Annotated in this window: 20 protein-coding genes; 12 read left to right on the top strand and 8 right to left on the bottom strand. The window is 55.6% G+C overall.

Annotated elements, in window-relative coordinates; all coding sequences use genetic code 11:
• Positions 1–74: 74 nt before the first annotated feature.
• Positions 75–1,082: a BMP family protein gene (locus tag TH4_RS11035; protein WP_064781148.1), complete on the bottom strand. Its 1,008-nt coding sequence runs from the start codon at positions 1,080–1,082 to the stop codon at positions 75–77.
• A 477-nt stretch (positions 1,083–1,559) separates the two neighbouring features.
• On the opposite strand from TH4_RS11035, the gene TH4_RS11030 reads away from it, so the two are divergent.
• On the top strand, positions 1,560–2,660 hold the full coding sequence (locus TH4_RS11030; RefSeq protein WP_063089153.1) for a site-specific DNA-methyltransferase: 1,101 nt from the start codon (positions 1,560–1,562) through the stop codon (positions 2,658–2,660).
• Positions 2,661–2,801: 141 nt separating this feature from the next.
• Positions 2,802–3,011, top strand: a complete 210-nt coding sequence (locus tag TH4_RS11025) for a hypothetical protein (RefSeq protein ID WP_232308412.1) — start codon at positions 2,802–2,804, stop codon at positions 3,009–3,011.
• Between the two features lie 93 nt (positions 3,012–3,104).
• Here the strand turns inward: TH4_RS11025 and mutY are convergent, their stop codons facing one another.
• A complete protein-coding gene (mutY, locus tag TH4_RS11020) occupies positions 3,105–4,184 on the bottom strand; it encodes an A/G-specific adenine glycosylase (RefSeq protein WP_083997063.1) in 1,080 nt (359 codons plus the stop codon).
• Between the two features lie 77 nt (positions 4,185–4,261).
• Between mutY and TH4_RS11015 the strand changes: the two genes are divergently transcribed.
• From TH4_RS11015 to TH4_RS10975, 9 genes are all read left to right on the top strand, one after another.
• Complete coding sequence (locus tag TH4_RS11015) at positions 4,262–4,873, top strand: DUF721 domain-containing protein (protein ID WP_063089150.1); 612 nt, start codon at positions 4,262–4,264, stop codon at positions 4,871–4,873.
• Positions 4,874–5,105: 232 nt separating this feature from the next.
• Positions 5,106–5,702 carry a DsbA family protein gene (locus tag TH4_RS11010; protein ID WP_063089149.1) on the top strand — a complete coding sequence of 199 codons (597 nt, stop codon included), beginning with the start codon at positions 5,106–5,108 and terminating at the stop codon, positions 5,700–5,702.
• A 73-nt stretch (positions 5,703–5,775) separates the two neighbouring features.
• Positions 5,776–9,309, top strand: a complete 3,534-nt coding sequence (gene smc / locus TH4_RS11005) for a chromosome segregation protein SMC (RefSeq protein WP_064781146.1) — start codon at positions 5,776–5,778, stop codon at positions 9,307–9,309.
• 88 nt (positions 9,310–9,397) lie between these two features.
• Entirely contained in the window at positions 9,398–10,729 is a 1,332-nt protein-coding gene (locus TH4_RS11000; RefSeq protein ID WP_064781145.1) for a class I SAM-dependent methyltransferase, read from the top strand.
• Positions 10,730–11,178: 449 nt separating this feature from the next.
• The gene (locus TH4_RS20465; protein ID WP_040823076.1) at positions 11,179–11,544 is read left to right on the top strand and encodes an AtpZ/AtpI family protein; all 366 of its coding nucleotides are present in this window, start codon (positions 11,179–11,181) and stop codon (positions 11,542–11,544) included.
• A gap of 21 nt (positions 11,545–11,565) precedes the next feature.
• Complete coding sequence (locus TH4_RS10990) at positions 11,566–12,288, top strand: F0F1 ATP synthase subunit A (protein WP_008889876.1); 723 nt, start codon at positions 11,566–11,568, stop codon at positions 12,286–12,288.
• Positions 12,289–12,348: 60 nt separating this feature from the next.
• Positions 12,349–12,573, top strand: a complete 225-nt coding sequence (locus tag TH4_RS10985) for an ATP synthase subunit C family protein (RefSeq protein ID WP_007089066.1) — start codon at positions 12,349–12,351, stop codon at positions 12,571–12,573.
• 74 nt (positions 12,574–12,647) lie between these two features.
• Positions 12,648–13,133 carry a F0F1 ATP synthase subunit B family protein gene (locus tag TH4_RS10980; protein ID WP_008889877.1) on the top strand — a complete coding sequence of 162 codons (486 nt, stop codon included), beginning with the start codon at positions 12,648–12,650 and terminating at the stop codon, positions 13,131–13,133.
• A gap of 4 nt (positions 13,134–13,137) precedes the next feature.
• Positions 13,138–13,641: a F0F1 ATP synthase subunit B family protein gene (locus tag TH4_RS10975; RefSeq protein WP_064781144.1), complete on the top strand. Its 504-nt coding sequence runs from the start codon at positions 13,138–13,140 to the stop codon at positions 13,639–13,641.
• An 89-nt stretch (positions 13,642–13,730) separates the two neighbouring features.
• On the opposite strand, the gene TH4_RS10970 is transcribed toward TH4_RS10975, so the two are convergent.
• Together TH4_RS10970 and TH4_RS10965 are read right to left on the bottom strand one after the other, a co-directional pair.
• Positions 13,731–14,504: a class I SAM-dependent methyltransferase gene (locus TH4_RS10970; protein WP_157097739.1), complete on the bottom strand. Its 774-nt coding sequence runs from the start codon at positions 14,502–14,504 to the stop codon at positions 13,731–13,733.
• A gap of 87 nt (positions 14,505–14,591) precedes the next feature.
• On the bottom strand, positions 14,592–15,551 hold the full coding sequence (locus TH4_RS10965; RefSeq protein ID WP_064781142.1) for a glutathione S-transferase family protein: 960 nt from the start codon (positions 15,549–15,551) through the stop codon (positions 14,592–14,594).
• Positions 15,552–15,701: 150 nt separating this feature from the next.
• On the opposite strand from TH4_RS10965, the gene TH4_RS10960 reads away from it, so the two are divergent.
• Positions 15,702–16,667 carry a LysR family transcriptional regulator gene (locus TH4_RS10960; protein WP_008889880.1) on the top strand — a complete coding sequence of 322 codons (966 nt, stop codon included), beginning with the start codon at positions 15,702–15,704 and terminating at the stop codon, positions 16,665–16,667.
• Here TH4_RS10960 and TH4_RS10955 read toward each other — a convergent pair whose 3' ends face one another.
• The 4 genes from TH4_RS10955 to TH4_RS10940 are packed head-to-tail and all read right to left on the bottom strand — an operon-like array spanning position 16,668 to position 23,442.
• Positions 16,668–18,743, bottom strand: coding sequence for a hypothetical protein (locus TH4_RS10955; protein WP_064781141.1), 2,076 nt, complete (start codon positions 18,741–18,743; stop codon positions 16,668–16,670). It abuts the gene before it with no gap.
• Complete coding sequence (locus tag TH4_RS10950; protein ID WP_064781140.1) at positions 18,740–21,451, bottom strand: DUF4159 domain-containing protein; 2,712 nt, start codon at positions 21,449–21,451, stop codon at positions 18,740–18,742. The genes TH4_RS10955 and TH4_RS10950 overlap by 4 nt, the downstream gene beginning before the upstream one ends.
• Positions 21,448–22,401, bottom strand: a complete 954-nt coding sequence (locus TH4_RS10945; RefSeq protein WP_064781139.1) for a DUF58 domain-containing protein — start codon at positions 22,399–22,401, stop codon at positions 21,448–21,450. Before TH4_RS10945 ends, TH4_RS10950 begins: the two co-directional genes overlap by 4 nt.
• The gene (locus TH4_RS10940) at positions 22,402–23,442 is read right to left on the bottom strand and encodes an AAA family ATPase (protein WP_063089141.1); all 1,041 of its coding nucleotides are present in this window, start codon (positions 23,440–23,442) and stop codon (positions 22,402–22,404) included. It abuts the gene before it with no gap.
• Positions 23,443–23,461 lie beyond the last annotated feature (19 nt).

The raw sequence follows: 23,461 nt of genomic DNA, 5'->3' as shown, positions 1-23,461 counted from the left end.
GTGGGTATCATGTCGTAAATGACAAAGGGCAGTTCGATTGTTTAACCGAACTGCCCAGTGATTTCAGCGAAATCTTACATTGATGATTTCGGTTCTTCGTCGTTTACGTCGACCGTGAAGGACCCATCAAGGATTTCAGCCTGTTTGGCTTCGACTTCTTCAACCGTGCCGTCCGGCAGCAGTGCCGGATCGAGAACGACAGAACCGCCGCCATATTCCATGTAGCTGAACTTGCCGTAATCTTCGGCCTTGAATTCACCGGCTTTGACCGCCTCGATCGCGTGGTCAATGGTGGCTTCCATGTGCCAAAGTGCGGAACCCAGAATGGTGCCCGGATAATCAGCCGCGGTGTCGATCACGTTGCCAACGGCCAGAATGCCGCGTTCCTTGGCGGCATCGGAAACGCCAAAGCGTTCGGCATACATTATGTCCGCACCGCTATCGATCATGGCAAAGGCTGCTTCTTTTGCCTTGGGCGGGTCATACCAGCTGTTGATGAAGGTCACCATGAACTCGACATCCGGATTGACCGATTTCGCACCAGCCATGAAGGCATGCATCAAACGGTTCACTTCCGGGATTGCAAAACCGCCAACCATGCCGATCTTGTTGGTTTCGGTCGCCTTACCAGCCGCCATGCCGACAAGGTAGCTCGGCTCGTGGATGAAGTTATCAAAGACCGAGAAGTTTTCCCCGTCCGGTGCAAAGCTTGACCCCATCAGGAACGCGGTTTCCGGATAGTCGGCCGCAACTTTGCGCGCAGCACGCTCAACACCGAATACTTCACCAACGATCAGGTCGGAACCGTTTTCGGCATATTCGCGCATGACGCGCTCATAGTCGGTGTTGGCGACGTTTTCGGAAAACTCATAGGAAATGTCGCCGCGTGCTTCGGCGGCATTAAGCGCCTTGTGAATGCGCGATACCCACTGCTGTTCGACCGGAACAGTGTAGATTGCCGAAACCTTGAGCGGATCGGCGGCCTCGGCCGGTGCACCAAAGCCGAACGATACGACGGCGGCTGCGCCAGCGATGGCCGACAGCATGGCACGACGCGATAGGCGGAAAGTACCAGACTTCATTTTTGTCCCCCTGCGGATTTATTGCCGTTATGCGAAACTCAACCTTTTGCATAGATTGTGGGCAGATTGTATACGCGATCACAAAAGAGGCAAAGCACCTTCTGTCCAAATGGTCAGTTTTCCACTCTTTGGTGTAAGTATTTGGGAATGCACGGGGTTTGGGGTGAATTAACGCGTGCAATTGGCGGGTTTCTGCGCAGCCAAAAGGTGATCGGTGGATATCCCGGTGCCGATTGGTGCTGTTTCGCGCAGGCCCGATACCCGAGTCCTAGCTGTATCAACCGCATTTGTGACCATGCGGTAGCAGGGGCAAAATCTTCCGGTTTTTCGGGCATAGCGGTTAAGATTGTCTAAACAGGTGACGCACTTTCTAACACAATGCGAATCCTTGAAAAATTTCGGAGTCGGTTAACTCTTTCATTAACTATTTCGGTTGATGCTTTCATCAAGATTTCAAGGGGGAACCTAGAAGGCATCATGACAAAAAAGACATCTTTACCACTTGATCAGGTGATGGTTGGCGATTGCATCGAGCTGATGAACAGCCTGCCGGAAAAATCAGTCGATCTGATTTTTGCCGATCCGCCCTATAACCTTCAGCTTGGCGGCGATCTTCTGCGCCCGAACAATTCCAAGGTCGACGCTGTTGACGATCATTGGGATCAGTTCGACAGCTTCCGTCACTATGACGAGTTCACGCGTGACTGGCTGACGGCGGCGCGCCGCGTGCTTAAGGACACCGGTGCGATCTGGGTGATCGGTTCGTATCACAACATTTATCGTGTTGGTAATATGCTCCAGGATATCGGGTATTGGATCCTCAACGATATCGTCTGGCGCAAAACCAACCCGATGCCGAACTTCCGCGGCAAGCGTTTCTGCAACGCGCACGAGACCCTTTTGTGGTGCTCCAAAAGCGAAGAGCAAAAGGCCATCACCTTTAACTACGAAGCGATGAAGCAGCTTAATGAAGGCCTGCAGATGCGCTCTGACTGGTTGATGCCGATCTGCTCTGGCTCGGAACGTCTTAAGGATGACAAGGGTAAAAAGGTCCATCCGACCCAGAAGCCCGAAGCGCTTTTACAGCGTGTTCTGATGGCGACCACCCGTCAGGGTGATGTGGTGCTTGATCCGTTCTTTGGCACCGGTACCACCGGTGCAGCCGCACGTCGTTTGGGTCGTCACTTCATCGGTCTGGAACGCGAAGAAAGCTATGCCGAAGCCGCGCGTGAGCGTATTTCCAAGGTTCAGATGCTGGATGGCGACAGCCTTGAGCTGACCGAGTCGAAGCGTTCCCTGCCGCGTATCCCGTTTGGTGCGGTGATCGAACGTGGCCTGCTTTCGCCGGGTGACAAGATCTATGACAACCGGGGCAATGTGGCCGCCATGGTGCGTGCTGACGGCTCGATCAGTCACAAGGACAATGCCGGTTCGATCCATCAGATCGGTGCCCACGTTCAGGGCGCACAGGCTTGTAATGGTTGGACTTATTGGCATTACAAGTGCGATGGCCGACTGGTTTCGATCGACAATCTTCGCAGTCAGCTGCGTAAGGAAATGGGTCAGGTCCCTGCCTGATCCAAGCCGCAAAACTCCGGCTAAATCCTTGATGCCCAAAAGAACCGGCGTGGTTGCAAAACCCGCCGGTTTTGCTTTTGCGCAAAATTCTTGTTATATTCCGATCATCAAACTTATCCGCAAGGATAGATGGAGAAGAATATGCAAGCAGGTGCAGTAGGGGGTGCAGCATACGCACCCAACCCGGTACAAATTCAGCAGGCAGCCGCGCCAATTGCTGAAACGGGTAACAACGACCTGAATTCACCGCCGACACAGCGGATCGAGCAAGCAGCAGAAACCGAAACGTCGCAGCAGGCAGCCCCGACCCCGACAGAGGGCCGTGGACAGGTGATCGATATTTACGCCTGATCGCGCCGCGCGAAGTTCAAAAAACAAAAGGCCCGTGGTTCCGAACACGGGCCTTTTTAATTGCGGTGCTTTCATTCGGCACAGCTATTTACTTCAGGCGGGCCCGTATTTCAGGGCATGACGGACGATCTTTTTCATTACAGTCGGCAGGGCAAAGTCCGAAAGCCCGTCAATGGTTGTCCAGCTGCCGTCAAGTTTATCGGCCTCACTAGAGGGTAGGGTCGCGGCCAGCACGCTGACATTGAGATGAAAATGAGTGAAGGTGTGTCCAACCGTACCGTCAAGTTCCGACCAGTTGGCGGAAACCGGTGCCTCGGACAACATCACATCATCGGGCGCCTCAATCGCGCGCCAGTCACTACCGGGCACTTCATACAAACCGCCCAGCAATCCCTTTTCCGGGCGGCGACGCACCAGAATGCGGCCATCATCTTCGCGCCGGATCCAAAACGCATAGCCAACCCGGGTTGGTTTGGGTTCCTTTTTGCGTTTCTTGGGAAGGTCGGGCGCGATGCCTGATTTGCGGCCTTCACAATCGGCTTGCCATGGGCAAATGCCGCACGCGGGATTGCGCGGTGTGCAGACCGTCGCCCCCAGATCCATCAATGCCTGAGCATAATCGCCCGGGCGGTCGGATGGGGTTAGGGCAGCCGACTTTTCCTTGATTTCCGGTTTGACGTCGGGCAACGGCGTTTCCAGCGCAAACAGGCGTGAAATCACCCGTTCGATATTGCCATCCACCGGGCTTGCATGGCGGTTAAAGGCAATGGCGGCAACTGCGCAGGCGGTATAGGGGCCGATGCCCGGCAGTTTCAGCAACCCTTCCTCGGTATCGGGAAAAACGCCGTCATATTCCGATGCGACGACTTTGGCGCATTTATGCAGGTTGCGGGCACGCGCGTAATATCCCAGCCCCTGCCAGGCATGCAAAACATCATCAAGTTCGGCATTGGCAAGATCGGTCACCGTTGGCCAGCGTTTCAAGAAGGCAGCAAAATAGGGCCCCACCGTTTGCACGGTGGTTTGTTGCAGCATGATTTCGCTGAGCCAGACATGATAGGGATCTGGCGTATCGCCGGGTTCTGATCGCCAGGGCAGGGTGCGGTGATGGCGGTCGTACCATTCCAGCATGCTTGCTGCTAGGCGTTGGGTATCCTGATGGGTGAAATGCACGTCGATCCCGTGTTATGTTGTTTTGCGGACGCAGAGTTTTGGTCCGAAGGTATGCAGACCCTACGAAAGAAGCGGGCGTGAGCAAGAAAAAAGATAGTGTTGGTACGAAAAGTGGCTCGGTGATGGATCAGGCATCCAAATCGGTTGCGCCCAAAAAGAAGCAGGGCTTTGTCCCGCTAGGCAGCTCGGAACGTCGGATGGGCCTGCGTAATGTTGCACCCCTTGTTGGCAACCTGACCCGGCCGCTGGTGCGCAAGCGCGGCTTTTTCCAAACGGAAATCATCCTGCATTGGGCCGAGATCGTCGGACGTGATCTTGAACAATACACCATGCCGCTGAAATACAGCCCGCCGCCCAAGGAAAGCATGGCCGGTGGTACATTGCTGATCCGGGTTGTCGGGCCGGTAGCCCTTGAGCTGCAACACCGCATGCCGCAGATCATCGAACGGGTGAACAGTTATTTTGGCTATCGTGCAATCAACAAGATCACGATGCTTCAGGGCGATATTTCACGGCCCGAACGTACCGTTCACCGCCCGACCGAGGTGCCCGAAGCCGACATCAGCCCGACCAGTCAGGCCGACCTCGAAAAGATCGAAGATCCGCATCTTCGCGAAGTTCTGACCCGCCTTGGTCGTCACATCGCCGGTGCAAGCGGCGGTTTGCGCCCGAAAACAGGCAAAAAATAACGCCCGAACGACCGTAACCCTGGGCATTTGATAACTTGCCCTGCGGTCACGATCTGTTGTCTTGCGCGTCGTCGATAATCGAATCAGTTTCATGAAATGAACGATCACGGAGTTGCCGCAATTGCGCACCACTTTGGCGACTCGTTGGTGGCATAGCCGTTTTCGGGGGTGTGTTGACTCGCGCGCTGCAACAGGCTTGTAATCACAAAACTTTGTTTTAACGGAGGTTTCCTTGCTAAAGGCAGTTAAGTTTCTTGCTTGTGCGTTTTTGATGATGGTTGGGGTCGCAAGCACCCAACAGGCACAGGCAGTTGAATGGAAAGAACATGTGCTGGGCGACGAAAATGCGCCGGTCACGATGATTGAATATGCATCTTTGACCTGCCCGCATTGTGCGTCCTTCCACACCGAGGTTCTGCCTGAGATCAAGGAAAAGCTGATTGATACCGGCAAACTGAAACTGATCTTCCGCGACTATCCGCTGGATGGTGTTGCGCTGCGTGCGGCCGCAATCGCACAGTGCGCGGGCGAGGATCGTTATTTCGGTGTGCTTGGCATGCTGTTCAAATCCCAGATGACCTGGGCACGTTCGCAGGACCCGATTGCCAGCATCAAGGAAGTGGTCCGCTTTGCCGGCATGACCGGTGATGCGGTTGATGCCTGCATGGCCGATCAGGAATTGATTGATGGTATCGTCGGCTCACGCATGCGCGGCGAACAGGAATTCAACGTTAATTCCACGCCAAGCTTCGTTCTTGATGGCGATACCATTGCCGGTTCGCGTGACGCGGAATTCTTTATCGAAAAAGTCGAAGACCTTATCGACTAAATAAAACAATTCTGCCGGACACCGCATGTGTGGTGTCCGGCAACAAGGGACAGGGTCGGACCGGGGGACATGATTGGTCCAGTTTAAATCGCTAAAGCTGACGGGGTTCAAATCCTTCGTCGATTCAACAGATTTATTGGTTGAAGACGGGCTGACCGGTGTTGTCGGCCCGAACGGTTGTGGCAAATCCAATCTTGTCGAAGCACTGCGTTGGGTGATGGGGGAAACATCGGCCAAGCAGATGCGTGGTTCGGACATGTCCGACGTGATTTTTGGCGGCACATCGTCGCGTCCGGCGCGCAACGTCGCCGAAGTATCCGTCACCCTTGATAATAGCGAGCGCAAGGCGCCCGCGATGTTCAACGACTTTGACATGCTTGAAGTCACCCGCCGCATCGAACGTGGCGGTGGGTCGAACTATCGCGTCAATGGCAAGGATGTGCGTGCGCGTGACGTGCAATTGCTGTTTGCCGATGCCGCAACCGGTGCACGGTCAAATGCCATGGTTTCCCAGGGTAAAATTGGTGCACTGATCGGGGCCAAACCGATCCAGAGACGCCTGATCCTTGAAGAGGCCGCCGGTATTACCGGCCTGCATTCCCGCCGCCACGAGGCGGAATTGCGCCTAAAGAACGCAGAACAGAATATGGAACGTCTTGAAGACGTTCTGTTGCAGCTTGATGGCCAGATTGCATCGCTGCAAAAGCAGGCAAGACAGGCCGAACGGTATCGCAAGCTTTCCGAAAGTGTCCGCGAGACCGAGGCATTGTTGTTCCACATCCGCTGGTCCGAGGCCCAAAAACGCCAGGAAGATGCACGTGAATTGCTGGTCGCGGGCGAAAGTGCTGTGCGTGATCTGACCTCATCGGTGACCGAGGCGACCACGGTTCAGGCCCATGTGGCCGCAAGCCTGCCCGATCTTCGCAAAAAAGAGGCCGAGGCCGCCGCCGCCCTGCAGCGTCTTCTGATCGAGCGCGAAGGCCTTGATAAGGACAAGGCCCAGATCGAAACCCAGATGGGCCAATTGCGTGCGCGTATTCAGCAAATCGATGCCGACCTTGCGCGTGAGGCCGAACTGGCAAGTGATGCGCAAGGCGCGCTTGAAAAGCTCAAGAACGAGCGTGAAGAACTCCGCGAGGCCCAAGGCGGCGAAGATGACGCCCTTGATGAAGCCCGCGAAATGGCATCCGAAAAGGCGCTTCGCGTCGAAGAACTGGAAGCCGATGTTGATCAAATGACCAACAAGGTCGCCGAGGAAGAGGCACGCCTCAAATCGGTGCAGCAGCGTCTGAGCGAACTGAATGCCCGCCGTGCGCGCCTGACCGAACGCCATGACGAGGCGGTTGCCAAGCTTGATGATATCCGGATTGAGGCCGACTTTTCCGAGGCGCTTGAAGAAGCAAGCATGCATCTTGAAGAGTGCGAGGAACTGGTCGAACAGCGCAAAATGGCCGTCGAAGAGGCCGAGATGCGCTTGGCCGAAATGCGTGACCGCGAAGATGGTCTGAAAACCGCCGAAGGCGATGCACGCGATGCCCTGCGTGATGCCGAAAGCCGCAAGGCACGCCTGACCGCCGAGATCGATGCACTTGAAAGCCTGCTGCGCGGCGGTGACGATGATAAATATCCCGGTGTGATCGAAAGCATCACGGTTCAAAGCGGCTTTGAACTTGCCATGGCTGCTGCCCTTGGTGAGGACCTTGATGCCCCGGATGCAACCGATGCCGCAATGCATTGGGCCGCCATTGATCCGGCGACTGATGACCCGGCCCTGCCGGACGGGGTAACGGCCCTTGCCAAATATGTCGAGGCACCCGCACTTTTGAACCGGCGTCTGTGGCAGATCGGCATTGTGGAAGACGAAGCAACCGGTAACTTCCTTGCCAAAAACCTAAAGGTTGGTCAGCGCCTTGTGTCGCGCGACGGGGCGCTTTGGCGTTGGGATGGCTATCGTATTCTGGCCGGGGCGGAATTGCCCGCTGCGGTCCGTCTGCGCCAGCGTAACCGACTTGATGAATTGCGCGGCGAACTTGAAGAAGCCGATGCGGTTGTCGAAACCGCAAGCGAGCGGGCCGAAATCGCCAGCGAAAATGTCGAACGCCTTGATGAAGAAATCGAGGCGGCCCGTACGGCCGAACAGGAAGCACACCGTGCGGTGCGCGATGCCGAAAACGCGGCGTCATCTGCACGCGAAGAAATCGCCAATATCAAACGCGATGCCAGCGCGATTGAAAGCCGCCTTCAGAACGCCGAAGAGGCCGAAAAACGCGCCAAGCAGGACCTCGATGAACTGATTGCCGAACAGGAAGAACTCGCCGCCCTGCCAGAGGAAAGCAGCGAGGGCCTGATGGAAATCAAGGCTGAGCTGATCGAAAAGCGCGCCAATCTGGCCGATGCGCGTGCCGACCATATGGAAGCCCGCAGTCAGCTTGAACGCATGCAAAGCACCATGTCGGGCCGGCGCAAGCGCCTTGAATTCGTTGAAAACGAAATTGCCACCTGGAACGAACGTGCGTCAGGTGCCGGTGAACGGGTTGCCGAATTGCGTGAGCGCCAGGAAGAAGCGCGCATGGAGATCGAGGAGCTTGAACTCAAGCCCGAAGAGATCGAAGAACGCCGTGCCATTCTTTCTGACCGGATCGAACTTTCCGATCAGACCCGTAAAGATGCGGCTGATGAATTGCAGCGCGCCGAAAATGCCCAGCGCGAAGCCGATATCAACCTGCGCGAAGCCGAACAGAAACTGGCCGAGGCCCGCGAAGGTCGCGTGCGCTGTGAAGCGCTGCTTGAGCAAGCCGAACAGCATCGCCGCGATCTAATCGAACGTATCCGCGAACGTGTCAATGCGACGCCGGATCAGTTGGTTGAGCTTGGCAAGATTGACCTGACCAAGGACCTGCCAAGCGAAGGCGACATCGAAGCCCGTCTGCAACGCCAGACCCGCGAACGCGAAAATCTCGGGGCGGTTAACCTGCGTGCCGAGGTCGAACTGGCCGAGATGCAGGAACAGAAAGACACCATGGTGTCTGAACGCGATGATTTGATTGCTGCCATTGAAAAACTGCGCAATGGCATCAATCAGCTCAACCGCGAAGCCCGTGCCCGTTTGAAAGCGGCCTTTGACGAGGTGGACAAGCACTTCCAGCAACTGTTTGTCCGCCTGTTTGGGGGCGGCGGTGCGCATCTGATGCTGACCGATGCGGATGATCCGCTTGAAGCCGGGCTTGAGATCATGGCATCCCCGCCGGGCAAAAAGCTTCAGCATCTGTCATTGCTTTCGGGTGGTGAGCAGGCACTTACGGCCGTGGCCTTGCTGTTTGCGGTCTTCCTGACCAATCCGGCCCCGATCTGCGTCCTTGACGAGGTTGACGCCCCGCTTGATGACGCCAACGTTGACCGGTTCTGTAAACTGTTGGAGGCCATTGGCCGCCATGCCAATACCCGCTTCCTGGTCATCACCCACCACCGTATGACCATGGCCCGCATGAACCGTCTGTTTGGGGTGACCATGGCCGAGCGCGGTGTTTCGTCCCTGGTCTCGGTCGACCTGCATCAGGCTGAAGTCTATTCAAAGAAAGAACAGACCGAGCTCGACTTCACCAGCTAATCCGTGCCGCTTATTAAGCAATCCATTAATAAACTGATAGGGCACACGATGTTACACATCATTGAAACTCAATGATGGTGAAGGCCGAATGTCCCAGAAAGTGCGCGAGCTTTACGAACAGTTTCCCTATCCGTTGCGCGATCCAGGGCAGGAAAAAGACCGCCTGTTAATGCCGCCGATCGATACCTTGTCACGGGTCAATCATTACTGCTTTGGCGGGACAAAGGAATTTGATGCCACCTTCCGTGCGCTGGTTGCCGGTGGCGGCACCGGGGATTCGATGATCTGGCTGGCGGAACAGTTGCGCGATGTCGGTGGATCGGTCACCTATCTTGAACCATCTGCGGCCAGCACCAAGGTCGCCCGCGCCCGGGCAGAGGCACGCGGTCTTTCAAACGTCACCTACGTCAATCAGACCATCTCTGAATTTGCCAGATCGAAGCCCGAGCCGTTTGATTACATCAATTGTGCCGGTGTCTTGCACCATCTTGAAGACCCGGAAGAAGGCCTTCGCGATTTGACGTCGGTGCTTAAGGCCGACGGTGCGATGGGCATCATGGTGTATGGCGAACATGGCCGCCTTGCCGTGACCGAGTGGCGCAAAATGATCGAGCCATTGCTGGAAGGCAAAGACTTGCAGCAACAGTTGGCGATGACGCGAACATTGCTATCGGCCCTGCCCGAAGACAACATGCTGCTTAAAATGGGCGGTGGCCCGGGCTTCATCAAAGGGTTGCTCGAAAACGATCCTGAAATTGTTGATTTGCTGCTTCATCCCGTTGAATGCGCATATGACGTCCACGGCGTGTATGATTTCGCCTCTTCCGCGGGCCTTCATGTTGCGGCCTTTACCGGCTTCTTCGGGTTTGGTGGAACCGGCAAGGCCCATTACAAGATCGACAATCTGGTGCGTGATCCGGCCATTCTGCGCGAATTGGTGGCCAAGCCGCTTCGCGATCAGCAGGCCTTTTGCGAACGGTTCAGTGGCGCGATGCCGCTGCATGCATTCTACCTGACCCGTGAAGACAAGAGCCAAACTGCCGAAATGCTGCCCGACGCAGAACTGGCACCTTACTTCTTCGTCCCGCCCAACAAGACCTTCTTTGATGATCTGGTGGCGCTCGCCGGACAACCTGTTCTGATCGAAGACGGCAGTGGCAATGCGGTTGACCTGACCGGTGGACCGGATCTGGCCCGCTTGCTGGCGGTCTTTGATGGCAAGAAGACGGTCGCAGAACTTGTCGCCATTCTGCGCGATGAAATTCTTGATACCCAGCCGATTGATATGAACTCGATTGCGATTAATACGCTGGGGGCTGTGTGGGCGCTGTTTCACAAGTTCGATTGGATGCTGTCATCGAAGCCTGGCGGCTGGCAAAAAACCGACGGCGAGAGAACACTTAGCGTGCGCAAGATCTGATTGGTTTACGGGGGGAGCGCCACTGCAAGCGTCGTTTGCTCATCGCTGGTGAATCGGGAATGCTCGCTGTCTTTAATCCACCGATATTTCATGGTTTTGGGCAAAAACGCTCCTGATTTTGGCAAATTGCCGGGGCTGGCTGAAAAACACCAAATTTGTCATCTGTGGTCTCAAAGGGTATAAAACTGGCAGGAACCAAGGAAAACCGCCGGTTGCGGGCCAGTGGCGCAGATCACTGTCAATTCTTTTGACTGCGACTATTGCCTAACTCTAAAAGTGTTTTCCTTCACATTTAAGGGGTTAAGTGACTGAAATAATTATTATTATTTCGGTTTTCAAAGGTCCGGGGAGACGGGGTTTTACAGCTTGACAGCCCATGGGGTGCTAAGTATGTTGCCCGCGCATTTCCTTGCGACGTTTGCAGGGCTGCCAAAGCGGGGTTCACGACAATGAGCGATGATAAAGATCGCGCTTCATTAGCAGAGCTTGAGAGCAAACTGGCAGCCGTAGCAGGCAAGCGAGAGGAACTGCACAGCCCGAACCGGGCGACCGGCAAACCATCTCAAGGGATGGCGCTTGGCATGAGGATTTCGGCGGAAATGATCGCTGCGGTTCTTGTCGGCTTGCTGATTGGCTGGGCGCTGGATCGGGTGCTTGATACGACACCTTGGCTGCTTGTTCTGTTTGTTTTTCTCGGAGCAGGTGCCGGAGGTTTGAACGCTTATCGCGTTGCCAAGGGTTTTGACAGTGCTGTCGGACTTGGTCGTGCGATGGGGGAGCGCAAGCAGGGGAACGGGGACAAATCCGAACCCTGATAATATTGAGCGAGGATTACGGTGGCTGGACCGCTAGAGCAGTTTGAAATCAAGCCCTTGGCCGAACTTTCGGTTGCCGGCATTGATATTTCCTTCACCAACTCCGCACTTTGGATGGTGATCGCAGCCGTTCTCGTAACGGGCTTCATGACGCTTTCGATGCGTCGCGGCGCGCTGGTTCCGGGCCGCTGGCAGGGATCTGCCGAGGTGATGTACGAATTCGTCGCCAATATGCTCAAGGACAACGTGGGAAGCGCAGGTCGCAAATATTTCCCGTTCGTCTTTACGCTGTTTATGTTTGTTCTGTTCGGGAACCTGCTTGGCATGATCCCGCACAGCTTTACCTTTACGAGCCACATCGCTGTTACCTTTGCGATGGCTCTGGTGATCTTCCTCGGTGTGACGGTCATCGGCTTCATGCGTCATGGTACGCATTACCTTCGGATGTTCTTCCCTGAAGGTGCGCCGATTGCGACTGCGATCATTCTGATCCCGATCGAAATCATCTCCTATTTCTCTCGTCCGTTCAGCCTGGCGATCCGACTGTTTGCGAACATGACCGTCGGCCACATCATGCTGAAAGTTATCGGTGGGTTCGTTGGCCTGATTGGCATTCTCGGCGTGCTTCCCTTTGCTTTGCTGACGGGGATTACTGTTCTGGAGTTCGGCATTGCTGCGCTTCAGGCTTACGTCTACACAATTCTCACCTGCATCTATCTCCATGATGCAATCCACATGCACTGATGTGTGTGGTTTGGTGTGATCTCTTCTGATTGCCTTTAAGAAATTCGAAAGGGTGAAGTTATGGAACTCGATGCTGCTAAGATGATCGGTGCTGGCCTGGCTGCTATTGGCATGATTGGTGCCGGTATCGGTGTTGGTAACATCTGGTCGAGCCTGATTGCGACTGTTGGCCGTAACCCGGCTGCAAAAGGCGACGTTGAACTGTATGGCTGGATCGGCTTTGCTGTTACCGAAGCTATTGCACTGTTCGCACTCGTCGTTGCGCTGATCGTTCTGTTCGGCTAATCGGCGCCTTTTGCGCGAATACACGGCCCGGCGAGGCACTCCCTCGCCGGCGTCGTTGAATTCGGGAGTAGGCTATGCCGCAGTTTGATATTGCGACGTTCTCGGAACAGATCTTCTGGCTGTTCGTTATTTTCGCCATCTTGTATTTCCTGATGTCGAGAATTGCGCTGCCGAAGGTTGGTGAAGTTCTTGAACGCCGTCAAAAAACCATCGAAGACAACCTTGGCAAGGCTCGGGCGTTGAAAGACGAAACCGATGCCGCCATCGCGAAATACGAGGCTGCTTTGGCAGAAGCTCGTGAAGCCGCTCAGGCTGACATTCGCGAAGCATCGGAAAAGGCTGCTGCAGAGCAAGCCAAGAAAACCGAAGCTATGGTCAAGAAGCTGTCTAAAAAGACATCTGATGCCGAGAAGGCAATTGCGGACGCCAAAGCGGATGCAATGACGGGTGTTGCAGAAGCAGCATCGGAAATTGCCCGTGAAGCAACCGACAAACTTATCGGTGTCAAGGTTCAGGCCAAAACTGCCGACAAGGCTGTTTCGGCAATCGTAGGAGAGTAAGACAATGGCAACCCAAGAGGTTACTTTCCTTACCGATCCATACACCTGGACCACGCTTTCTTTCGTGCTGGTCGTCGGTTTTGGCGGTTTCAAAGCCGTCAAAGGGATCTCTGCCGCACTTGATAAACGTGCACAGAAGATTTCCGACGAACTGGACGAAGCACAGCGTCTTCGCGAAGAAGCCCAGGAGCTTCTGGCCAATTATCAGGCCAAACAGCGTGAAGCGCTTAAGGAAGCTGACGAAATCCGTGCGCATGCCAAGGTGGAAGCCGACCGTATGCTCGAGAACGCCCAGGCAGAACTGAAAGCGGCGCTCAAACGTCGTGAACAGCAAGCTCTGGACCGTATCTCCAACCTCGAAAGCCAGGCTATCGCCGAAGTTCGTGCACATGTTGCCGAAATCGCAGCCAAGGCAACCATGGCCCTTGTCAGTGACAAGGTTTCTGGTGCAAAGGCAGACGAGTTGGTTGATAGCGCGATCGCGGAACTCAAAGGTCGTCTGAACTGATTTTTTCCGGTTTCCGGAAACTGAAAACCCCGCAGCGATCCTGCGGGGTTTTTTATTGTCGACTGATAGGCTTGGTTTCTTCGGAAACGTTACCGCTTTTCAGCTGCAAGCACGAGGAATGGCGGACGTCGGCGATGATTATCCCAGCGTTCATCGTGTCCATACTCTTGGGGTTCAGGCTCGAGAAGACGTAGAAGGTTAAACCCTGCGTCTAGTAACCCATTTACATAGCTTTCGACGGTTCTGTGATATTTGATGACGCCGTCAATGAACCAGCTCGTTTCGCGAGGGCCCTCATCGCGATAATTATCCAGAGGCCAGTGCAGCTTATTTCCATCGGCATCCAAAGCCCACTTTTGTGCGGCAAGCGCAGTGCAGATAGGATGTTCGACCGAAAACACAAGCCTGCCTGTGGCAGGAAGCCATGAAGCGAGCTTAACCAGAATATCTTCGTAGTTTTGTACATAATGCAGCGCCAACGAAGAGATTATGCAGTCAAATTTGTCTGTGACCTGAGGTTCGAACGTCTCAATTGCAGCATTGAGATAGGTTACTGCATTGTCGTCAGTCTTCTCGCGTGCGGCAGTGATCATATTCTTTGACGGATCAATTCCAATAACCGATGTGGCACCTTTTGACCTGGCAAAGCGCGCAAAATCGCCAAAACCGCATCCAATATCAAGCAGGTGCAAACCTTCGAGTGATTGAGGAAGCAAGCTACGAATTGCAGGTTGCTCAAGTACGTCGTTCAGTGCGGTTCCCGACTTGCGAAGCTCTTCGTATCCCTTATAGAAATCGGGATCGTCGTAAATGTTTTGCGGCTTGGGCATATAGACCTGCATCTCGTAAGCACAAAATGGCATGGGTTCCTTGAGAACAGGCTATTCTGTTCTCAAGGAACCTGCCAAGTTTTTGATCATTAATGATATGCGATTTGCCGCGGCAACGTCTTAAGAAAGCCGATCCCGGTCATGCGGTTCATCAAGGTCCAAGACCGGGCCCAATGGCACCACGCCGGACGGATTGATCGTCGGGTGGCTTTCGTAATAGTGGCCCTTGATATGGTTCATAAAGACCGTCTCTTTGATCCCCGGGTGCTGATACAGATCGCGGGTATAGGCCCAAAGATTGGGATATTCATTCAGCTTGCGCAGATTGCATTTGAAATGGCCATGATAGACCGGATCAAAGCGCAACAAGGTCGTGAACAGCCGCCAGTCGGCTTCGGTAAGCTGGTTGCCAACAAGGTAGCGTTGCTTTGAAAGGCGTTCCTCAAGCCAGTCCAGCGCATCAAACAGCGTGGTGACGGCTTCTTCATAGGCGGATTGCGTGGTGGCAAAGCCGGACTTGTAAACACCGTTATTCACATCGTGATAAACCCGCTCGTTCACTGCATCGATTTCGGTGCGCAAATCTTCGGGATAGAAATCAACCGCCGTTGCGCCAAGATCGTCAAACGCGCTGTTCAGCATGCGGATGATTTCAGCCGACTCATTGCTGACCAGCTTGTTGGTCTTCTTATCCCAAAGCACCGGCACGGTGACGCGACCGGTGTAATCCGACATCGCATCGGTATAGACCTGATGCATGAAGTCACGGTCTTCGAGATGGTCAGGAAGGCCCGCATCGCGGTCAAACTTCCAGCCGTTCTCACCCATGTGCCAATGAACAACCGATACACTGATCATGTCTTCCAGTCCTTTAAGGGCACGGAAGATCAGCGTGCGATGGGCCCAGGGACAGGCGTAGGATACATACAGGTGGTAGCGGCCCTTTTCGGCCGGAAACTCGGCATCCTGATCGGCAGACACCCAGTTGCGAAAAGCTGAATCCTGGCGTTTGAATTTTCCGCCGTTGCTTTTGGTGTCATACCATTTGTCGTGCCAGACTCCGTCGACAAGTAATCCCATGTCCGTTTCCCAAATTTTGTTAATCGGTTCTGGCAGGCATTCTGCCGCGGTTAGGCTTTATTGTGCTTATTTGCGCGTTGAAGACAATCCGTTGATGTGACATTAATTTGTTTCCAATCGTGCAACAGTACCCCGCTCAGGAGCCGCATAATGCTGATCGGAAATCTTGACGGCATGACCGTCTTTGCCCGTGTCGTCGAGGAACGCAGTTTTTCCGGTGCGGCGCGCAAGCTTGGCATGTCCAAATCCGCTGTCAGCAAACATGTAACCAAGCTTGAAGACAATCTTGGCATCCGGCTTCTGAACCGAACCACCCGTCGGCTTAGCCTGACGGATGCCGGGTCGACCTTCTATCAGCACTGTGCGCGTGTGGTTGAAGAAATCGAAACAGCCGAACATGCCCTGACCGATTTGCGCGGCACGCCGCGCGGCACATTGCGTATTTCAGCCCCCCTGACCTTTGGGCAGATGTATCTGCCACAACTGGTGACCGAGTTCATGGATAAGTATCCCGGGCTGCACGTCGATATCCATCTGGCCGATCATATGGTTGATCTTGTGGCCGAGGGGATTGATATGGCGATACGCATCACCCGGCTTAAGGATTCAAGCCTGATTGCCCGCAAACTGGCCGATTTTACAGGCCATGTGGTGGCCTCACCGGGTTATCTGGAACAGTATGGCGAACCCAAAACGCCACAGGAACTGGCCGAGCACAGAACGATTTCCTACACCAACGTGCCAAGCCCCAATATCTGGGACTTTGATGGACCTGATGGTCAGGTTTCGGTCCGGGTTAATCCGGTGATGTCATGCAACAATGGTGAATTCACATCCGTCGCGGCCATTCGCGGCCTTGGCATTGCCCGTGAACCGGAATTCATAGTTGCAGAGGCGCTGAGCGAAGGGCGTCTTGTTCGCATCCTTCATGATTACGATCCGCTCAGCAGTGGCGGTATTTACGCGGTCTATCCGGAACGCCGCCACCTGCCCAGCAAGGTACGTGTGTTTATCGATTTTCTGGTCGAAAAATTCAAAGGCGGATTGTGCAACTTCCATCAGGAAGCCTGTGCGGAGTACCGTGAAGGACGTGGCCGTCAAAGACCACGGCCCTAATCACTTGCTCTCAACCCGCCAGCCCAGCAAACAGATCGCGCCGATCAAAAGGGCGACAAACGGGATCGGCAGCAAGTTTGTAATGCCGCCAATCACGGTCTTGAAACTGTCGGTCTGAAGGAACCCGGCCCAGTTGCTGCCATGCCAGATACGATCATCGGGCACATGTCGGAAATCGGGCAACCCATCTTCGATCCGGCCGATATAGCCATCATTTTCCGCAACCAGCCCGGCTAACAGATCCGGGGTGGAATTGGTGTTTCGGGTTTCGGCGGTCAGGACATCACGATCGACATGCAACGCGGTTTGACTGCGATCATCCTGATCACGTACCCGAACCCGGATCAGACCCCGGGTTTCAATCGGAACAGTCGCCTGCCAGGATTGATCGGGCAGTTGTTCGAAGGCGGCATTGATCTGCTCGCCGGTTTCCGGATTGATCACGCTGGCTGCTTCGGGGGCTGCGCCAATCTTGCGCCAATTGAGGATAAGGCTCTCGCCATCCGGGCTGCGTTCGGTCAGGACGGTGTTTTCATCAAGAGCCGGTTCCTTCATCAGCCAGTGTGACAAGCGCCGCAGCAACTCTGCCACAGGGCCGCCGCCATCATGGCCGCGCTGCCAAAGCCACATCTGATCGGAACTCAGCATCGCCACACGGCCTTCCTCGACCCGCTGCATGGTCAGAAGGGGCAGTTCATCCACACCGGTCAGAAGCGTCATGGCATCGGGATCTGAAATGCGCGTTTCGATCTGACGATACCACTGGCCCCATTTCGGGGGCGTGTTGGGGGATCCGGCAATGGCGGTTGTAACCGGGTGCAGGCGGCCGGCCTGATTAACACGGGGGACAAAGGCCTGTTCGATAACCCGGCCGGTCGGGGTGGCAGGCATCAGGTCATTCAAGGCGGTGCTGGCAAGCCCGTCCGGGCCGACATATTCCGGCCCGGCGACGACCAGTGCCGCGCCACCCCATTTGACGAAATCAACTACCTTTTCCAGATAGTGCGGCGGCAAGACGCCGCGCATCTGATAGCGGTCAAAAATGATCAGATCAAACTGACGCAGGCGCACTTCAAACAGATCGCGGATCGGAAACGGGATCAGCGCCAGTTCATTGATCGGCGTGTCATCGCCCTTTTCAGGCGGGCGCAAAATCGTGAAATGCACAAGATCCACACCGGGGTCGGCCCGCAAAAGGTTACGCCAGGCACGCTCGCCCGGGTGGGGTTCACCAGATAACAACAACACGCGCAACCGATCACGCACACCGGTGGTTTCAAGGATCAGCCGATTGTTGGATTTGTCGGTTTCTTCCTCAAGCGTATCCATGCGCAATTCGGCAAGAACCGATCCGGCATGCGGCACCGGGATGCTGACCCGGCGTTGTTCGTTGGCGGGCAGGGCAATTTCACGTTCCGTGCCGTCTTCAAGCAGCATCCGAACTGGGATCGCCGTGCCGGGGGGCAATTGTGGATCGACCGCCTCGATCATGAATTCGGCATCCTTGCCGACAATGCCGTAATCGGCACTTTGGCGGATGACCAACCGGCGATCACGTTCATCGCGCCCGCCACTGATCAAAACATGCAAGGGCGCGTTCAAATCAAGGCTGCTTGGCACGTCATGAACCTGACCGTCAGTGATCATCATGACCCCGCCCAGCCGTTCACGCGGCAAGCCGCCCAGCAGCCGGTCAAGCACGGCAAACATTCGGGTATCGCTATCCCCCGGAACATCTTCAAAGCGAAGCTCCACCGATGGATCCTCGGCAAAGCGATCTTGCAGTTCGGCAATCGCCGCATCGGTTTGTGCTGCGCGGTTTGCGATATTCTGGCTTGCCGACCGGTCGACAAGGACCAGAATGATATCGCTAAGTTTTTCGCTTTCACGGTCGGTAAATTGCGGTGCCAGAAGGGCCAAAAGAACCAGCACCATCACCACCCCGCGCCAGACCGTGCCACGCAGACGAAAGATCGTGAAGACAATGACCGCAACCAAACACAAAACAGCCAACCCTTGCAGGATGGTGATATCGAGAAGCGGGGAAATCTGAAGGTTCTGCCATCCCTGGTTCATCGGCCCAACCTTTCCAGAATGGCCGGGATATGCACCTGATCGCCCTTGTAACTCCCGGTCAGGGCATACATCACCAGATTGACGCCAAACCGATAGGCCATTTCGCGTTGCCGGGGGGATATGTCTTCGCTGCGCAGTTCATCGCGGCCTTCGGGAATGATCCAGGCCGATGCCCAGTCATTGCCCCCAAACAGAACCGATGCGACCCCGTCCAGACGTTGGCTGGGGCGGGCATCAAGCCATAGCGGTTCGGAAAACCGGCCAAATGCGTGATCGAGCAGATAGAAACTGCGAAACAGGATGTGATCACTTGGCGCACGATCCAGAAGCGGGACTTCCAACCCGGCCAAAAGACGCCGCAAGCGCGCCGGTTGGACTTCGCGGTCGCGGCTGTCGATCAGGATCATGCCACCATTATTCAGATAACGGTTCAATCGTTCCTGTGCGCGTTCGGAAAACGGCTCCTGCCCGTCAACCAGTGGCCAATAGATCAGCGGATAGAAACTAAGCTCGTCGGTCTCTGGATTAACGCCATCGACGGTGTTGAGGTCTGCCGCACTACGCCGGCGTAAAATTTCGGTTAGGCCTGTCATGCCCGCACGGCTCAGGCGATCTACCGGGGCATTCCCGGTCTCAAGATACGCCAGACGCGGTTGCAGGGCGGCCTCGGGCAGTGTTGCCGCCATGGATGCTGCGGGCATCATCATGCTTGTAGTGGCCACACCCGTCAGGACGGCGGCCAGCAAAAGTGATGTCAGGGCATTGCTGCGTCGACTGCGCCGCAGCGACACATTGTTCAGCACAAGCAAAATCGCGGCATCAAACAAGATCAGGATAAAGGCCGCCAACAGACAAAGGGCGGCAAGATCAACCTGGCTTTGATCGGTGATTTCGCGTGTGCTGATGCCCGATGGCCAGACCACATCGCGACCGATATCTGAAAGTGACGGACCAAGATTAAGCGCAACCGCCTGTCCGTTTTCACCGTAAATACCCGGTGGATGGCGCGGGTTGGGTGTCGGAAGCGGGGTTTGAACCGGCAGGATCAAGGCATCTGGCTGATGAGGTCGGCCAAAGCCGTCCAGAATGGTCTGGGCTGGCAGGCTGCTTTGCAGTTCGGCATCGCTGCGATTGCTCGGACTGGCAAGGGGAAGAAGCCGCTGCCACAGCTCGACAAACAGGCCCGACATCGGCAGGTTCGACCAATCGGCCCATGGCGTGACATGGAAAAGAACAATCCGTCCGGCATTGCGCGGTGTGCTGGTGATCAGCGGCGTCCCATCGGTCAAACGTGCCCACGTCTTGCTAACAATGTCGGGGTCGGGTTCGGCCAGCAATTGGCGGGTGACCGTGATGTCGTCAGGCACTTCGACCCCGTGGAACGGGCTGTTGTCCGGAAAGTCGAGCAACCTTTTGGGCTTTTCCCACGACATTGACCCGCCAAAGTCCCGGTTACCCAGTCTGAGTGTGACGGGCAGGAATTCGTTGCCGATCTGCGACGAACTGTCGCCCGCAAACCGCACCAGCATGCCGCCTTCGTTGACCCAGCGTTCCAGCGCGTCAAATTGGCTGCCCAGCCCTGAAATCGGCCCGGCGGAAACCAGAACATCGACCTTGTCTTCAAGCAATGTTCCAAGTGGCGCATAAGTCACATCGGCATAGGGCGAAAGCGCCCGATCAAGGAAGAAATACTGATCAGACAAAACCCCCGGACCGTCGCCGGAACTGACCACGACGCCAACCCGGCGTTGCTGCCAGCGCGCACCTGTCTGAAATACCGACGCGGCACTTTCGACCCCCTCAATGCCCACGGATTGAATGGCGTTGGAAATATCGCGCGGCAACAAAATGGCGACATCGCTTTGATCGCTGTCAGGCGTGATTTCGACCGTATGGCGCAGGATGACATTGCCGCGTTCGCCGCGGGCCAGAAGATTAATCTCGCGCGGTTGGTCATCGCGATTATGGGCCAATGTTGCCAACATGCCGGTACCAGACCGGCTAAGCGACCGGATGGCGATACGGTCGGTGATGGTTGGTGAGATCGTTGTGATTGGCGCGATATCAAGCAGTTCGGATGCGATTTTGGCCTTGCCGGGGCTGTCCATCTCGCTGGTTAGCCACAAGATGCTGCCAACAGCCCTGTTCATTTCGGGGCGTTCGGAAATCAAATCCGAAAGGGCGGCATAATCCGAGGGCCAAGGACGTGGTTGCAAGCGATCAAACAGGTTCTTGGTATCGTTGGGCGATACCGGCCCGACAATGTCTGGCAGTTTCCATGTGGTGGCACCTGCGGCCTCGGGCGCGGTTTGGGCAATATAGACCGTTTGCAACTCGAAACGGGCCTGATTGGCGATCTGTTGCAATGCCGTGCGGTATTGCCGCCAGTTCGCCGCACTGTCCCAGCCATTATCGGCAATAATCAATATCGCGCCATCGTTGGCGGCAAAATCATTGCGGTTCATCACCGGGCGGGCAGCGGCAATGATCAGAAGTGTCAGGATCAAACAGCGCAGAATGGTTTGCCAGATCGGCGCGCGCTGAATATCGCGGCGTTTGCTTTTAAGACCGCGCAAAATACGCGCAGCCGGGAAGATAACGGTTTTGGGTGACCGCGGTGCCGATCTGATCAAAAGCCAGACAATCGGCAATGCCAGCAGCCCGGCCAGCATCGCAGGATACAGGAATGTGATGGCCGACAGGCTCATGACATCTCCTGCGTGTTATGGCGATGCAGGTTAGGACGGCCGCGCCCGTTCGATCCGCTTTGATTTTGTCGTTCGCTCAGATGCTGATACAGGGCCAGCAATGTCGGGCTGGCACTTTCGGATGTGACATGCCGGTCATAAAGCCAGTCATTCTGGCGCGCGGCATCGCGGACCAATGCCCGCCATTTCTGGGCGCGAAGTTTATAGCCCTCCGTAAGGTCTTCGAACTTTTCGCTGCGAAAAATCATCTGAGCATCGGTATCAAACAGATCAACCCGTCCCTGAAATGGTGGGGCGATTTCCGCAGGATCAAGAATTTGCACTAGCGCGCCGTCATTTTGATACTGGCCCAGACGCCGCACCGTGCGTGCCGATTGTTCGCTTTGATCCGCAAATTCAAGGAAGTCACCCAGGATCAGAACCGAATGTTTGCGGCCGGGATGAATGTTTGTCGCCTGGCCTGCGATGCTTTGCGGACTTGCCAGCATCGCGTGACCGAGTTTTTCAAGATGTTCTGCCGATGTGATGCGCGTGCGTTCGCCATCAAAGGTGCCAACGGTTTCGCCGTTGCGGATCAAAAGGTCGGCCAATGCGATGGAAATGATCAGGGTGCGTTCGGCCTTTGACGGCAGTTTGTCACTTGATGCCCAATAGGTCGACGGCGAAAGAACCGGCCAGATCCAGTAATTATGACTGGCCTGCCATTCGGTCTGACGGATGAAGGTATGTTCGCTGCGCGCAGACCGCCGCCAGTCAATCTGGTTGGTTGGATCGCCGGGAACATAGGGGCGGAATTGCCAGAAATCACTGCCCGGTCCGACCTTGCGATTGCCATGCAGGCCGCTGCGCAGACTGATGGCCGTTCGGCGCGACTCATCAATCAGCTGTGGCAGTTTCGCCGCAAGGGCGCGGGCGGCGGCAACATGATCCTGCACGGGGGCGGTGACCAATTAGTTTTTCTCCTGCAGGTGGGCAAGCGCATCGGTAATCAGCCCTTTTGCGGTAAAGCCTTCGGCGCGTGCGCCATAGGTCAGGCCAAAACGATGACGCAAAACAGGAACGGCGAGTTCTTCGATATCCTCAATCGATGGGGCAAAGCGCCCAAACAGCATCGCACGTGCCCGACACGCCAGTGACAAGGCCTGTGCCGCACGTGTACCGGGGCCCCAGGCGACGTTTTCACGAATATCGGCAAGTGATGTGCTTTCCGGGCGGCATTCGCGACACAGGGCGATGATGGTATCAAGAACGCGGTCCGGCATCGGCAGGCGGCGGACAAAGTCCTGTGCCTCGACCAGATCATCGGTTTGAAGAACCTGTCGCGGGCGGGCCGGATACCGGCCGGTGGTTTCGGTCACGATCTTGCGTTCTTCATCGGCATCGGGATAGCCTAGCCGGACCTCAAGCAGGAAACGGTCAAGCTGTGCTTCGGGCAGGGGATAGGTGCCTTCCTGCTCCAACGGGTTCTGGGTGGCCAGAACATGGAACGGTTCGGGCAGTTTGTGGCTGTAACCGGCAACCGATACTTCGCGTTCCTGCATTGCCTGCAACAGGGCCGACTGGGTACGCGGGCTGGCACGGTTGATTTCATCGGCCAAAAGCAACTGGCAGAATACCGGTCCCTTGATAAAGCGAAACGCGCGTTTGCCGTCCGCCCCTTCTTCAAGAACTTCGGAACCCAGAATATCAGCCGGCATCAGATCGGGTGTGAACTGGACACGCTTGTCAAGCAGGCCAAGAACCTTGCCCAGCGTGTGCGCCAGAAGCGACTTGCCAAGGCCCGGCGCACCGACCATCAGCACATGTCCACCCGATAAAATGCCGATAAGTGTTTGCTCTACGGCATCATTCTGCCCAAATATAATACTGGAAATCATTTTGCGGGCTTCGGCCAGCCGTGCGACACACTCGTCCAGACGGGCTGCATCGCGTTCAAGACTGCTTTCCTGGGAGAAACCCATTTCTTCGGGGAATTGTGGCGCGTTTGTCATGGCGGTTGACTGTGCTTCC

This window comes from Thalassospira tepidiphila MCCC 1A03514 (assembly GCF_001662875.1).
Lineage (GTDB): Bacteria > Pseudomonadota > Alphaproteobacteria > Rhodospirillales > Thalassospiraceae > Thalassospira > Thalassospira tepidiphila.
Note: the sequence above shows the minus strand (reverse complement) of the source record. Positions and strands in the feature narration are given on the sequence as shown.